The organism is Belnapia sp. F-4-1 (assembly GCF_000802185.1).
Lineage (GTDB): Bacteria > Pseudomonadota > Alphaproteobacteria > Acetobacterales > Acetobacteraceae > Belnapia.
Map to the genome: position 1 here is coordinate 3,621,778 of NZ_KN676113.1, position 13,265 is coordinate 3,635,042.

Below are 13,265 nucleotides of genomic sequence, written 5' to 3' on the forward strand. Positions count from 1 at the left end.
GGAAGGGGAGGAGCGCCGGACGCAGGAGATCAGACGGGATATATCAAGGATAGTATACAAATCTTCTCCGCCTGCGACGAGGTTGCGCTGCTGGCCGGTTCAGGTTCCCGCCTGGGTGGCTGGCGTCAGGGAGACATCATGGCATGAGGCGTACCGTTACGCATTCAAAATATTACGGTGCGATGCAGCATCGTCTACCTCAGGTTATGCAAAGGCCTTGGGTATCGCAAGGAATCAGGTAGTGGCAAGCTGGCTGAGCATCGTTTCCGGAGGCGGAAGGCTTCCCGCGGACTGCTGAATGGAAGATGAAGGTTACGGTGGCGGCAAAGCCCGTCGAAGGGGTTGCAGCCCGCTGCCCGACCCGTTAGGAAGCGCCGACCTGCTGCCGTAGCTCAGTGGTAGAGCACTCCCTTGGTAAGGGAGAGGTCGAGAGTTCAATCCTCTCTGGCAGCACCATCCTATCCCTCTACACCCGCACCGCCCGTCGTCGCCGATCAAGGTGAGGCGGTCGGCTTCGTAGCAGCCGCTCTTGGCAGAACGCCTGGGTCCGGCGACGAAGCCTGCGCCGCTGCCGCCCACGAAAACGTATACCTTTGCGGCTTGCCGGCCTCGGCGAGGCAGGCCATGCCATCGGCATGCCTGATACGCTTCGCTGTGCTGCCAGACTCCTCCTTCTCCTCCCGCTGATGGCCGGCCTGCCCGGCTGTGCGGTGCTGGTCGCCGAAACGGCCAGTACGGCCGCGGGCGTCACCGGCGCCGGGGTGTCGGATGCAGTTGGCGCCAATGCGGCGGCAACCACGGCGATCGGCCTTGGCGTCCAGGCGGTCGGGCGAGCTGGCCTTCAATATGCCCAGCGCCGGGCGCACGGGTCGGCGCAGGACGGCATCGCCCGGGCCGCGGGCCCGCTGCCGGTCGGCGGGGTCGCGCGCTGGTCGGTCAGCCACACGCTGCCGATCGAGCCCGACGAGCAGGGTGAGGTGACGGTCGCACGGCTGATCGGTGCCGGCGGGCTCGAATGCAAGGAAATCGTCTTCTCGGTCGACCGGAAGCGGGAGCGCGGCTTCTACACCGCCACCATCTGCCGCGACGGCGAGGTCTGGCGCTGGGCCAGTGCGGAGCCGGCGACGGCGCGCTGGGGCTCGCTGCAATGAGGCGGCTGGCGCTGGTGCTGCTGCCGCTGGTGCTCGCCGGCTGCAACCAAGCGGCGGATGTGGCAGGCGCGGTGGCCGGCGGCGGCGCGGCGCTGGCCAGCGGCAACCCGGCGCTCGCGATCGGCGTGGGCATCGGCGTGCGGGCGGCGACCGCTGCCGGCATCCGCTATGTGGTGCGGAGCCGGCATGGGGCGGAGCAGGATGAGGTGGCGGCGGTGATCGGCAGCCTCGCCCCGGGCGAGGTGCGGCGTTGGCGCATCCGCCACACCATTCCGCTCGGCAACGAGGAGGGCGAGGTGCGGCTGGTGCGGGAGATCGACAATGCCCTCGCCCCCTGCCGCGAGGCGCTGTTCTCGGTGGAGGAGGATGGCGGGCGGAAGTGGTTCCTCACCACCGCCTGCCGTCAGGGCGAAAGCTGGAAATGGGCGGCAGCGGAGCCGGCGGTGCCGCGCTGGGGCAGCCTGCAGTAGACCCGCAATGGGGGACCCCGCGGTGGCGGGATCCCCCGGGGCGCGGCTCAGTTCGGCGTCAGCACCAGCCCGGCGGCGTTGATCGTCACCGTCCCGGCGCCGGTCACCGCCGCCGCGCTGGCCAGCGCCGACCAGGTAAGCGGGTTGCCGCCGCTCGCCGCGTCGAACAGCCCGACATGGGTCAGCGTGCCGACCGCGGCGGTGAAGGTGAAGCGGATGGCGTCCGTGTTCTGCTGCGCGCCGGTGCCGCTGAAGGTCACTTTCTGCCGGGCATAGCCATTGCCCACCGGCTCGCCGGTCAGCCCGGACGGGTCGCTGCCGCCGGTGCCGAGGCCAAGAAAGACCTGGCTCGGAAGGGCTGGTCCGCGGGCGCAGAGCGCACGGCCGAGCAGGTTCTTCGCATAATCGGTCAGGTCAGCCATGGGATGCTCCTTGGGGTTGGATGAGGGAGGCAGGCGAAGCGCGCCGGCCTCAGCCGACGGCCTCGACCGAGAGCAGGCGAGCGACCCAGTTGACGGTCTTGCCCGCCTCGCCGGTGCCGCTGATGGCGAGGCCGCCATTGGTGGTGTCGGCATCGAGGATCAGCCGCCAGGCGGCGGCGCCGCTGTCGCCGATCCCTGGGGCGAAGCCAGTGCCGGCGGTGATGGGAGCGAGCGCCGGGCCGCTGCCGAGGGCGGTGCCGCCCACGAGCACCGTCGCCGCCACCGTGGCGCCGCGGCGGATAAGCAGGCTCGCCTCCCAACTCGCCGTGTCGCCGGCCGTGCCCGCGGTGCCGCCGACCTGACGGGCGAGGACCAGCAGCTTCAGCCGGTAGCTGCCATTGGTCGGCAAGATCGCCTGATTGCTGCCGCCGGGCGCCAAGTTGTCGGCGGTCAGCCGCGTGGCGGTGGCATCCGTCGACTGCCGGCGAAGCACGAACTCACCCGCCTGCGCGTCCCCATTGACGCTGAACCGTCCCGCCGACCATGCGCCGCGGTTGATCGTCAGGCCCGTCGATGCCTGTTGCCCGCCCGGAACCCAGCTGGCGCCCGCGGAGGCCGAGTTGGTGTCTCCTCCGGCCACGACGCTGGTCGTCCCGAGCGCGGCGTTGTTGCGCCCGCCGCTGACGGTGGAATAGGCGCCGCCGGCTATCTGCGCCGCAGTGCTGCGAAACTGCTGCCAGTCCACCGCGCTGGCGCCGCGCGCATTGCCGCCGGTTGCGGCGTTGTCGGGCATCATGGCGCTGAGGGCGCCGCTGCCCTTCGGCCCCAGCACGAGGCCGATATTGGTGTCGCTCCCTTCTGCCAGCAGCGCCGCCGCCGTGCCGGCCGCGCTGCCGTACAGGCCGAGCCGGTTCACCGCACTCGCCACAGGCGCGACCCGCACCGTCTCCAGACCATTGACCGAGAGCGACAGCGCCCCGGTCGCGGCGCGGGAAAGGCCGGTCGCCGCAGCGCCGGCGAAGCCGAGGCCGGGCGCTGCGGCCGTGCCGTCGGCGACGCTCGCCACCGCCCCGGCCACCGTGTAGTTCTGCGCCCTGACAAAGGCAGTGGTGGCGATGGCCGTCGAGTTGTCGGTGCTCGCCGGCGTCGTCGTCCGCACGAGCCCGGTTCCCTTCGGCGCCAGGGTGATGCCAATCGCCGCGTCGCTGCCCTGGGCCGACAGCGTCACCGCGCCGCCTGCGACGCCGCCATCGGCGCGCAGCCAGTTCACCGCCGGGGCCGCCGCATTGCCGATGGCGAATGCCGTGGCGCCGTTCGCCTGCAACGCCACCGTGCCCGTGCCCTTGGCGGCCAGCTGGAGGCCGATATTGGCATCCGCGCCCTGCGCCTGCGCCGTGACGGGGCTGCCGGTGGTGGCGCCGCCGATCAGCAGACGGTTCACAGTGCCGGCCGGCGTCGCCACTTCCAGCGCGTGGCCGCCCGGCGCGCCGCCAAAAGTGATGCCGCCCGCTGCGGTCGCCCGCAGCACCTCGGCGCCGCCGGCGGAGGCGGCGAGGCTGCCGCCGGCCGGCAGGAAGAGCCCGGTATCGACGCCGCCGACCGCGAGTCCCGGCCGTGCCGCCTGGCCGGCCGGGGTGCCGCTGGCGAGCACCGCATTGGTCCCGGCGTTGACAACAAGCCCGCCATTCTCGAGCAGCGGCGGGGTGCCGAGGTAGACAGCGTTCGGCGTCGCTGCGCCGCTATCGGCGATATGGATCGCTGCCGCGCCGTTGTTCCGCGTGTTGAAGCGGGTGCAGCGGAGCGAGAAGATGTCGAGCCGGTTGCCCGTGCTGTTCACCCAGATCGCGCTGTCCTCCACCGCATCGGTGCGGAGGTTTCCGATCTGCACCCGGGTGTTCGAGCCGTCCACCTGGATCGCCGCCGAGCCCGGCAGGGGTGCGCCGGCGGCGTTGAAGATCTCGTTGTGCGATGTGAAGTTGGCGACCTGGCCGTCCGTGCCGGAGCCTTCCACCCAAATCCCGTACTTCACGAAATCCGCATAGGCCTGGCCGATGTAGAATTTCGTCGTCACACCGCTTTCAGAGCTGCCGAAGCGGAACATGCTGCGGTAACCGAGGACGAAGGCCTGGTCGATGAAGACGCCGTCGCTGCGGCGAAAGACCATTGCATCCGCATTGGCCTGCTGCCAGGCGAGAATGAAGGCGTTCGAGCTCCAGAAATTCCAGAAATGCACGCTGTGGATGCGCGGGATGTCGTAGCACTGGTCGACCTCGACGCCCGTGGTGAAGACCTGGGCGCGCAGGCGGCGGATGTCGAGCCGGCCTGAATTCCGGCAGAAGATTCCCTTGTTGACGTTGCAAAGGAAGACATTGTCGAAATCGACGCCGCCGAAGCAGTCCTCGATGCGGAAGACGTAGTCGTAGGCCGTCGGTGCCCAACCGCTGACCTGCGCCGCGCCGTGCGTCTGTTGCACGGCGATGTCGCGCAAGCCGGCGCCCCGGCGGTTGACGCCGGTGAAGGTGAAGGGGGTGAAGCCCGTGGTGTTGATGCGCAGCCAAGTGCCCTGGCCGGCACCGGGCCCCTCGGTGAAGCCCGCACCCTGGAGGCGGATGGTGGCGCCGTTCAGCACCACCGGCGAGGCGATGCGGTAGACCTTCGGGCCGAGGAAGAGCGTCCCGCCGCCCTTCGTCTTCAGGTCGTCGATGGCGGCCTGGAAGGCGGGGCCGTCATCGGTGCTCCCGTCGCCCTTGGCGCCGTAGTCGCGCACATGGGCGCCACGGTCGACGAGCACCGCGCCGCGCAGTTGCGCGAGGGTGGCGCGGCGGGTCTCGGTGGTGCTGCCGCTGGCTTGCACCAGCGGGGCGAGGTCCGTATCGCCGAGGGTGCTGGCCGCGGGCAGCTCGCTGATCCTTGCGTCGGGCATCGGGCTCCGGTCCGGATGTGCAGGCGGTGGAAACCGCCTGCGGATGGGGGATGGGGGATGGGGGATGGGGGATGGGGAGGGCGGGGAACGGGGAGGGCGGCTACTGCTTCAGCACGTCGCCCGCCTCGCTCAGCAGGCGTCCGTCGCTCTCGGCCAGGATCAGCTTCAGGTCGGGCCCGACGTTGAAGCTGCGGGACAGCACGCCGAGCGAAGGGTCCGCGGCATCCTCGACGCGGATGCGGTAGCCGGTGCCGATGGCCGGCGTCGGGAAGCTGGCCGAGGCGCCACCGCCGACCACCGGCACCACCCGCACCGGCGGGATGACCGCGCCGCTGCCGTCGCGCAGGCTGAAGACCACCTGGCTGACCGGGCCGAGCACCGTCGCCGAGACCGGGATGGTGGTGCCGGCGACGATGCCGGCGGCGAAGGGGGCGAGGATGATGGTGCGCACCACCGCCGCCGCCGCCTGGCCGAAGCTGAAGCGCTGGGCAACGCTGCGCACCGTGTTGATCGGCCCGACCGCGCCATCCAGCGTGACGCCGGTGCCGAGGGCGGGGCCACTGCGGACCGGCAGCAGCGCCATCGCATCCGCGGTCTGCAGCACCATCAGGTCGCCCGGCTTGAGGCTGCCGGCGACCGCGGCGAAATAGCCGGCAGCGGTGACCGTGGCGCGGCTGTCGGTGGTGCGGTACTGCCAGAGGGTGAAGCTGTTGCCCTGGATCAGGGCTGCGAGATTGGCCGAGCTGAAGGGCACGGGGGTCTCCGTCTCAACGGGCGCCGCACCTCCCGGGAGGGGCTTCCGGGAGGGGGGAGGGGCGCAGGGAAGGGCAGGGGGAGCGCCGGGCGCAATTCGGCCGTCGGCGAAGGCTGGAATACCGGAACGTTACCCTATCGTCAAGGAAAAATATCCTAGTTCGGGAAAGGCGACTTCGTCCTAGTCTCCGCTCCTGCCCGAACCCTGCCGGAGGCCGGATGCGTCGCCTTGCCCTGATCGCCGCCCTGCTGCTGGCCCCGCTCGCCGCCCCACGCCCCGCCTGGGCCCAGCCGGTGCTGAACGTCTACAATTGGACCGACTACATCGACCCCCATGTCGTGCAGCGCTTCCAGCAGGAGACGGGTATCCGCATCCGCTATGACGTTTATGACAGCCTGGAGACGCTGGAAGGAAAACTCTCCGCCGGGCGCAGCGGCTACGACCTCATCGTCCCGACCAGCGAGCCGACTTTCGCCCGGCTTGTCCGCGCCGGGGCCTTGCTGCCGCTGGACCGGGCGAGGATTCCCAACTGGCGTAACCTGGACACCGGGCTGATGGCGCGCGCGGCGGTGGCCGATCCCGGCAACGCGCATGGAGCGATCTATCTCTGGGGCACCGTGGGGATGGGCCTCCGGCTCGACCGCATCAGGGACATCGCGCCCGATCTCGCCCTCGACAGCCTCGATGTGCTGCTGAAGCCGGAGAATGCGCGGCGCCTCGCCGGCTGCGGCCTCGCGGTGATGGACAGCGCGACGGATGTGCTGCCCTCCGTGCTGCGCTGGCTGGGGCGGGACCCGGACAGCACCGATCCCGCCGACCTGCGCGCGGCCGAGGCGGCATTGCTTGCCATCCGCCCCCACCTCCGCGCCATCCCCGGCTCCGGCGCGCTGCTCGACATGCTGGCGACGGGCGAGGTCTGCGCCGCGCTGGCCTATAGCGGCGATGTCATCCAGGCCGCGGCGCGGGCGCGCGAGGCAGGGCGGGGCGTCGAGATCGGCTATGCGGCACCGGCCGCAGGGCCGCAGATCTTCTTCGACATGCTGGCGATTCCAGCCGATGCGCCGCATCCGGAGGCGGCGCATGCCTTTATCGACTTCCTGCTGCGGCCCGAGGTCATCGCCGCCGTCAGCAGCCATGTGCGCTACCCGAACGCGGTGCCTGCCAGCCGGCCGCTGATCGCCGCACCGGTGCGGGAGGATTCGAATGTCTATCCGCCCGAGGCAGCGCTGGCACGGGCCTTCGTCCCCGGTACGCCGGGCCCGCAGGCGGAGCGGCTGCGCAGCCGTCTCTGGAGCCGTTTCCGGGCGGGCCGCTGAACTTGGCGCTGCTCACGGTCAGGGGGCTGACCAAGCGCTTCGGCGCGGCGCTGGCGCTCGACGGGCTCGATCTCGAGGTGCGGCCGGACGAGGTCCTGGCGCTGCTCGGCGGCTCCGGCTCCGGCAAGTCGACGCTGCTGCGGCTGGTGGCGGGGTTCGAGGTGCCGGATTCAGGGCGCATGCTGCTGGAGGGAAGGGATCTCGCCGGCTTGCCGCCGCACGCCCGGCCTGTCGGCATGATGTTCCAGAGCTATGCGCTCTTCCCGCATCTCACCGTCTTCGACAATGTCGCCTACGGGCTGAGGCGCGAGCGAATGCCGCGTGCCGAGATCGGGCGCCGCGTCGGCGAGGCGCTGGCCATGGTCGGGCTGGAGGCGATGGCCGGGCGGAAGCCGCATCAGCTCTCGGGCGGGCAGCGGCAGCGGGTGGCGCTGGTGCGCTCGCTGGTGAAGCGGCCGCGGCTGCTGCTGCTGGATGAGCCGCTCGCCGCCCTCGATGCGGGCCTGCGGGAGCGGACCGGGCTCGAGCTGCGGGCGATGCAGCGGCGAACCGGCGCCGGCTTCGTCATGGTGACGCACGACCAGGCGGAGGCGCTGGCGCTGGCCGACCGCATCGCCGTGCTGGATGGGGGGCGGCTTGCCCAATGCGGCCCGCCGGCCGAGCTCTACGAGCGCCCGGCGACGCGTTTCGTCGCCCGCTTCCTCGGCGCCGCCAATGTGCTGGAAGGGAAGGTCGGCACGGATGGCGCAGTGGAGGCGGGCGCCTGCCGCCTCGCCCTGCCGCATGGCGCCGCGCCGGGCGAGGCCCTGGCCGTGGCGCTGCGGCCGGAGCGCATCCGCCTGCTGCCGGGCGCGCCGCCCATGGCCAACGGGGTTGGCGGGGTATTGCGGGACCTCGCCTATCGTGGCGATGGCTGGATGGCGCTGGTTGCCCTGCCGGACGGGGCGGAGCTGCGCGTCGCCCTGCCCGCCGGTGCCGCGCCGCCCGAGCCGGGATCGCGCCTGGCCCTCGGCTGGCCGGCCGAGGCGCTGGTGGCGCTCCGCGCCTGATGCAGCGGTTGCTCATCCTCCTGCCGCCGCTCGGCTGGCTGCTGCTGCTGGTGGCGGCGCCGCTGCTGATCCTCGGCCTCATCGCCTTCGCCGAGGCAGGGCCGGGGGTGCCGCCTTTCATTCCGCCGCTCGGCTGGGCGGGCGGGCCGGTTTGGCAAGGCAGCACGGAAAGCTTCGGCACGCTGCTGGCCGATCCCTATTACCTGGAGGCCTTCCTCCGCTCCTTGTTCACCGCCTTCGTCACCGCTGCGCTCTGCCTTTTGCTGGCCTATCCGATGGCGCTCGGCATCGCCGGCGCCCGGCCCTCCTGGCGGCTGCCTCTGCTGCTGCTGGTGCTGCTGCCCTTCTGGACCGGCTTCCTGCCGCGGCTCGGCGCCTGGATCGGGCTGCTGCGGGATGGTGGCTGGGTGAACGGCGTGCTCGGCCTCGCCGGGGTCGGGCCATTGCGGCTGCTCTATAGCGACCTGGCGCTCCATCTCGGCATGGTCCACGCCTACCTGCCATTCGCCGTGCTGCCCCTGGCGACGACGCTGCTGCGGCGGGACAGGTCGCTGGAGGAGGCGGCGGCCGATTTGGGGGCGACGCCTTTCACCGTTTTCCGCAGCGTCACCCTGCCGCTGTCGCTGCCGGCGGCGGCCTCGGCCTTCCTGCTGGTCTTCATCCCCGCGGCGGGGGAGTTCGTCATCCCCGAGCTGCTTGGCCCGCCGGAGGCACAGATGGTCGGCCGCGTGCTCTGGGGCGAATTCTTCCAGAACAGGGACTGGCCGCTTGCCGCGGCGCTCGCGCTCGCCCTGCTGGTGCTGCTGCTGCCGTCCATCCTCTTCTTCCAAAGGCTGGGACGACGGGGATGAGGCGCATCGGCCTGGCCTTCGGCCTTCTGTTCCTCTGGGCGCCGATCCTGCTGATGGTGCTTTATGCCTTCAGCGCCGACCGCATTCCCTTCCAATGGGGCGGCTGGTCGCTTCGTTGGTTCGCTGCCCTCGCCGCCAATGAGCGGATGCGGGAGGCGGCCTTCCTTTCGCTCCGCATCGCCGCTGGGGCGGCAACGCTGGCGATGCTGCTCGGCAGCCTCGCCGGCTGGGCGCTGGCACGGTTCGGGCCCTTCACCGGGCGGACGCTGCTCGGGGGGCTGGCCGGGGCGCCGCTGGTGCTACCGGAGGTGGTGACAGGCTTATCGCTGCTGCTGCTCTTCGTGCTGGCGCAGGGGGCATTGGAGGCCTGGCTCGGCTGGGCGCCCGGCCGTGGGGCGGCGACCATCCTGCTCGCCCATGCGACCATCGGCCTCGCCTATGTCGCGGTCGTCGTGCAGGCGCGGCTAGCGACGCTCGACCCCAGCCTGGAGGAGGCGGCGGCCGGCCTCGGCGCCGGGCCCTTCACCATCTTCCGCACCGTCACCCTGCCGCTGATCGCGCCCAGCCTTGCCGCCGGCTGGCTGCTCGCCTTCACCCTCTCGCTCGACGACGTGGTGGTGGCGAGCTTCGTTTCCGGCCCGGCCGGGACGACGCTGCCGATGCTGGTCTTCTCCGCCCTCAAGGTCGGGTTGACGCCGGAGGTGAATGCGCTGGCGGCCCTCGTGCTGGCCGTGGCGGCGCTGGCGGTGGGGGGAGCGGGGCTGATTTTGGCCCGGCGGGCGAATGGCGCGGGTTGAAGCGGCGGGGGGTGGGGGGTAGTTTCGCCGCCTTCGCCAGGACCAGGGCCCCGACCCCATGAAGCTCATTGCCGACCGCCTCGACCGCATCTCCCCCTCGCTGACCATCGCGATGACCAGCAAGGCCCGGGCGCTGAAGGCGGCGGGGAAGGATATCGTCGGGCTTTCCTCGGGCGAGCCGGATTTCGATACTCCGCGCAACGTCAAGGATGCGGCGATCGCCGCCATCGAGCGCGGCGAGACCAAGTACACCGATGTCGCCGGCACGCCGGCGCTGCGGAAGGCCGTCTGCGAGCGGTTCAAGGCCGACCATGGCCTCGACTTCAAGCCGGAGGAGATCCTGATCGCCACCGGCGGCAAGCAGGTGATCTTCGACGCGCTGCTCGCCACCATCAACCCGGGCGACGAGGCCATCATCCCGGCGCCCTGCTGGGTGAGCTATCCGGATATCGTGGAGCTCGCCGAGGGCAAGCCGGTCATCGTCGCCTGCGACCAGAACAGCGGCTTCAAGCTCCGGCCGGAGCAGCTGGAGGCGGCGATCACGCCGAAGACCAAGTGGTTCCTGCTCAACAACCCCTGCAACCCGACCGGCGCCGCCTACAATGCGGAGGAGCTGAAGGCGCTTACCGACGTGCTGATGCGCCACCCGGATGTGTGGGTCTTCACCGACGACATCTACGAGAAGCTGGCCTATGACGGCTTCCGCCCGGCCACCATCCTCGAGGTCGAGCCGCGGCTGCGCGACCGCACGGTGACGATGAACGGCTGCTCCAAGGCCTATGCGATGACCGGCTGGCGCATCGGCTATGCCGCGGCGCCCGTGCATCTCATCAAGCAGATGGACAAGCTGCAGAGCCAGTCCACCTCCAACACCAGCAGCGTCAGCCAAGCGGCGGCCGTCGAGGCACTGACCGGGCCGCAGGACAGCATCGACACCATGCGCACCGCCTACAAGCGGCGCCGCGACATGATGGTGGAGGAGCTGAACGCGGCCCCTGGCCTCTACTGCCACAAGCCGGAAGGTGCCTTCTACGTCTTCCCGAGCATGCAGGGCTGCATCGGCAAGACGACGAAGGGCGGCAAGGCCATCGGCAGCGACGAGGATTTCTGCACGGCGCTGCTGGAGGAGGAGGGCGTGGCCTGCGTCCATGGCGCGGCCTTCATGTATCCCGGTCATTTCCGCATCAGCTATGCAACGAGCGACGCCGTGCTGAAGGAGGCCTGCGCACGCATCCGGCGTTTCTGCGAAGGCATGAGGTAGCCGCCATGCCCTCGCTCGCGCAGCGCCTCCAGGAGGTGAAGGTCTCCGCCTCCGCCGCCATGACCCAGCGCGCGCGGGAGCTGCGCGGGCAAGGCATCGAGGTCATCAGCCTCTCCAACGGCGAGCCGGACTTCGCCTCGCCGCCGCATGCGATCGAGGCGGCGCATCAGGCGGCGCTCAAGGGAGATACCAAGTATCCGCCCCAGGGCGGGACGCCGGCGCTGAAAGCGGCGATCGCGCGCAAGTTCAAGCGCGACAACGGCCTCGACTACGTCGCCGACGAGATCATCGTCGGCAATGGCGGCAAGCAGGTGATCTTCAACGCCTTCATGGCGACGCTCGACCCGGGTGACGAGGTGGTGATCCCGTCGCCCTTCTGGATCAGCTATGCCGACATGGCGAAGGTCGCGGGCGGCGTGCCCGTCACCGTCGCCTGCCCGCAGAACAACGGCTTCAAGCCGCGGCCCGAGGATATCGAGGCCGCGATCACGCCGAAGACGAAGTGGGTGCTGCTGAACTTCCCCGGCAACCCGACGGGCGCGGTGCCCTCGCGCGACGAGATGCGCGCCATCGCCGATGTGCTGATGCGGCACCCGCATGTCTGGGTCATGACCGACGACATGTACGAGCACCTGCTCTACGACGGCTTCGAGTACCATACCATCGCCGCGGTGGAGCCAGGGCTGAAGGACCGTACGCTGACGGTCAACGGCTGCTCCAAGACCTATGCGATGACCGGCTGGCGCGTCGGCTTCGGCGGCGGGCCTGCCTCGCTCATCAAGGGCATGTTCAACATGCAGGGCCAGGCGACCGCCGGCGTCTCCACCATCAGCCAGGCAGCGGCCGTGGCGGCGCTCGACGGGCCGCAGGACTTCGTCAAGCGCAATGCCGAGGTCTATCGCGGGCGCCGCGACATGGTGGTGGAGATGCTGAATGCCTGCCCCGGCATCACCTGCCACAAGCCGGAAGGCGCCTTCTACGTCTTCCCGAACCTCGCGGGCTGCCTTGGCAAGACCACCAAGGGCGGGCGGAAGATCGAGACCGACACGGATTTCGTGACCGCGTTGCTCGAGGAGAAGCGTGTCGCCGCGGTCCAGGGCACGGCCTATGGGATGAGTCCCTATATGCGCATCTCCTACGCCACCGACACCGCCAGCCTCACCGAGGCATGCACGCGCATCCAGGAGTTCTGCCGGGAGCTTCGATGATCCGCCCCGGGCGGGACGAGGATGCCGAGGGCTTCATCCGCCTGATCGGGGATTGCTGGGCGGAATTCCCGAACTGCATCCTCGACGTGGATGGCGAGGCGCCCGAGCTTCGGGCACTGGCCAGCTACTTCGCCAGGGCGGGCGGTGCGCTCTGGGCAGCGGAGCGGGAGGACGGCGTGGTCGGCATGGTCGGCACGAGGCCGCTCAACAGCGACCAGGCCTATGAGATCTGCCGGATGTATGTGGCGGCGCCGGAGCGCGGCACCGGCCTCGCCCAGCGGCTGCTCGATAAGGCCGAGGCGCATGCGCGCGCGGCAGGCGCACAGCGCCTCGTGCTCTGGACCGATACCCGCTTCGATGCGGCCCACCGCTTCTACGAGAAGCGCGGCTATCTGCGCCAGGGCGCCATCCGCATCCTCGACGACATCTCGAAATCCCTCGAATTCCGCTATGCCAAGCCGGCGGCCGGACTGGTGGTGGAGGCCCTGGATGCCGCCGCTGCGGCCAGCGCGGAGCGGCGCCTGTCCGAGATCCTGGTCGCCTGCGTCGATGCGGGCACCAGCGTCTCCTTCCTCAGGCCGCTCGCGCCGGAGGTGGCGCGGGGCGTCTGGAAGAAGGTCGCGGCCGATGTCGCGGCCAACCGCCAAGTGCTGCTCGTTGCCTGGCTGGATGGCGAGCTCGTCGGCACGGTGCAGCTCAATCTCGACACGCCGCAGAACCAGCCGCACCGGGCCGCCCTTGCCAAGCTGCTGGTCGACCCGGCCGCCCGCCGCCGCGGCGTCGCCCGCGCCCTGATGCGCCGGGCGGAGCAGGCGGCGCAACGCCTGCGCCGCCGCCTGCTGGTATCCGAGATCCAGGCCGACGAGCCAGGGGAGGCGCTTTACCGCAGCCTCGGCTGGCGGGAAGCCGGGCGCATCCCGGGCTTCGCGCTTGACGAGACCGGCGCCGCCCGTGCGGCTGTCATCCTCTGGAAGGAGGTCTGAGCCGATGATCCGGTCAGGCCATCGCATTGTCACCGCTTCCGGCAACATGGTTGTACCAATGCACGGAATGGGTGACGGTC

General features: G+C 70.5%; 12 protein-coding genes and 1 tRNA gene. 10 read left to right on the forward strand and 3 right to left on the reverse strand.

The features are described 5' to 3' along the window. The first annotated feature begins 381 nt into the window (after nt 1-381). From LH62_RS17155 to LH62_RS17165, 3 genes are all read left to right on the forward strand, one after another. Nucleotides 382-456: transfer RNA gene (locus LH62_RS17155), tRNA-Thr, on the forward strand. 179 nt (nt 457-635) lie between these two features. Then, nucleotides 636-1,151, forward strand: coding sequence for a hypothetical protein (locus LH62_RS17160; protein WP_043366025.1), 516 nt, complete (start codon nt 636-638; stop codon nt 1,149-1,151). Continuing rightward, nucleotides 1,148-1,621 carry a hypothetical protein gene (locus LH62_RS17165; protein ID WP_052214618.1) on the forward strand — a complete coding sequence of 158 codons (474 nt, stop codon included), beginning with the start codon at nt 1,148-1,150 and terminating at the stop codon, nt 1,619-1,621. The genes LH62_RS17160 and LH62_RS17165 overlap by 4 nt, the downstream gene beginning before the upstream one ends. Nucleotides 1,622-1,668: 47 nt before the next feature. Here LH62_RS17165 and LH62_RS17170 read toward each other — a convergent pair whose 3' ends face one another. The 3 genes from LH62_RS17170 to LH62_RS17180 form a co-directional block, all read right to left on the reverse strand. Next, nucleotides 1,669-2,043 carry a hypothetical protein gene (locus LH62_RS17170; RefSeq protein ID WP_043363294.1) on the reverse strand — a complete coding sequence of 125 codons (375 nt, stop codon included), beginning with the start codon at nt 2,041-2,043 and terminating at the stop codon, nt 1,669-1,671. Between the two features lie 49 nt (nt 2,044-2,092). Next, complete coding sequence (locus LH62_RS17175) at nt 2,093-4,966, reverse strand: glycosyl hydrolase family 28-related protein (protein ID WP_043363296.1); 2,874 nt, start codon at nt 4,964-4,966, stop codon at nt 2,093-2,095. Between the two features lie 100 nt (nt 4,967-5,066). After that, entirely contained in the window at nt 5,067-5,720 is a 654-nt protein-coding gene (locus tag LH62_RS17180) for a hypothetical protein (RefSeq protein WP_043363298.1), read from the reverse strand. A gap of 218 nt (nt 5,721-5,938) precedes the next feature. On the opposite strand from LH62_RS17180, the gene LH62_RS17185 reads away from it, so the two are divergent. From LH62_RS17185 to LH62_RS28515, 7 genes are read left to right on the forward strand one after another with little or no spacing between them, the layout of a single operon-like run. Beyond that, nucleotides 5,939-7,036 carry an extracellular solute-binding protein gene (locus LH62_RS17185; RefSeq protein WP_043363301.1) on the forward strand — a complete coding sequence of 366 codons (1,098 nt, stop codon included), beginning with the start codon at nt 5,939-5,941 and terminating at the stop codon, nt 7,034-7,036. 2 nt (nt 7,037-7,038) lie between these two features. Beyond that, nucleotides 7,039-8,085: an ABC transporter ATP-binding protein gene (locus tag LH62_RS17190; protein ID WP_082012624.1), complete on the forward strand. Its 1,047-nt coding sequence runs from the start codon at nt 7,039-7,041 to the stop codon at nt 8,083-8,085. Further along, entirely contained in the window at nt 8,085-8,936 is an 852-nt protein-coding gene (locus tag LH62_RS17195; protein ID WP_043363306.1) for an ABC transporter permease, read from the forward strand. Before LH62_RS17190 ends, LH62_RS17195 begins: the two co-directional genes overlap by 1 nt. Continuing rightward, nucleotides 8,933-9,733 carry an ABC transporter permease gene (locus LH62_RS17200; RefSeq protein ID WP_043363307.1) on the forward strand — a complete coding sequence of 267 codons (801 nt, stop codon included), beginning with the start codon at nt 8,933-8,935 and terminating at the stop codon, nt 9,731-9,733. The genes LH62_RS17195 and LH62_RS17200 overlap by 4 nt, the downstream gene beginning before the upstream one ends. A 58-nt stretch (nt 9,734-9,791) precedes the next feature. Beyond that, nucleotides 9,792-10,994 (forward strand): pyridoxal phosphate-dependent aminotransferase, encoded by a 1,203-nt coding sequence (locus LH62_RS17205; protein WP_043363309.1) that lies wholly within the window; start codon nt 9,792-9,794, stop codon nt 10,992-10,994. Between the two features lie 5 nt (nt 10,995-10,999). Further along, on the forward strand, nt 11,000-12,202 hold the full coding sequence (locus tag LH62_RS17210) for a pyridoxal phosphate-dependent aminotransferase (RefSeq protein WP_043363310.1): 1,203 nt from the start codon (nt 11,000-11,002) through the stop codon (nt 12,200-12,202). Continuing rightward, nucleotides 12,199-13,185, forward strand: a complete 987-nt coding sequence (locus LH62_RS28515) for a GNAT family N-acetyltransferase (protein WP_201445525.1) — start codon at nt 12,199-12,201, stop codon at nt 13,183-13,185. Before LH62_RS17210 ends, LH62_RS28515 begins: the two co-directional genes overlap by 4 nt. Nucleotides 13,186-13,265: the final 80 nt, after the last annotated feature.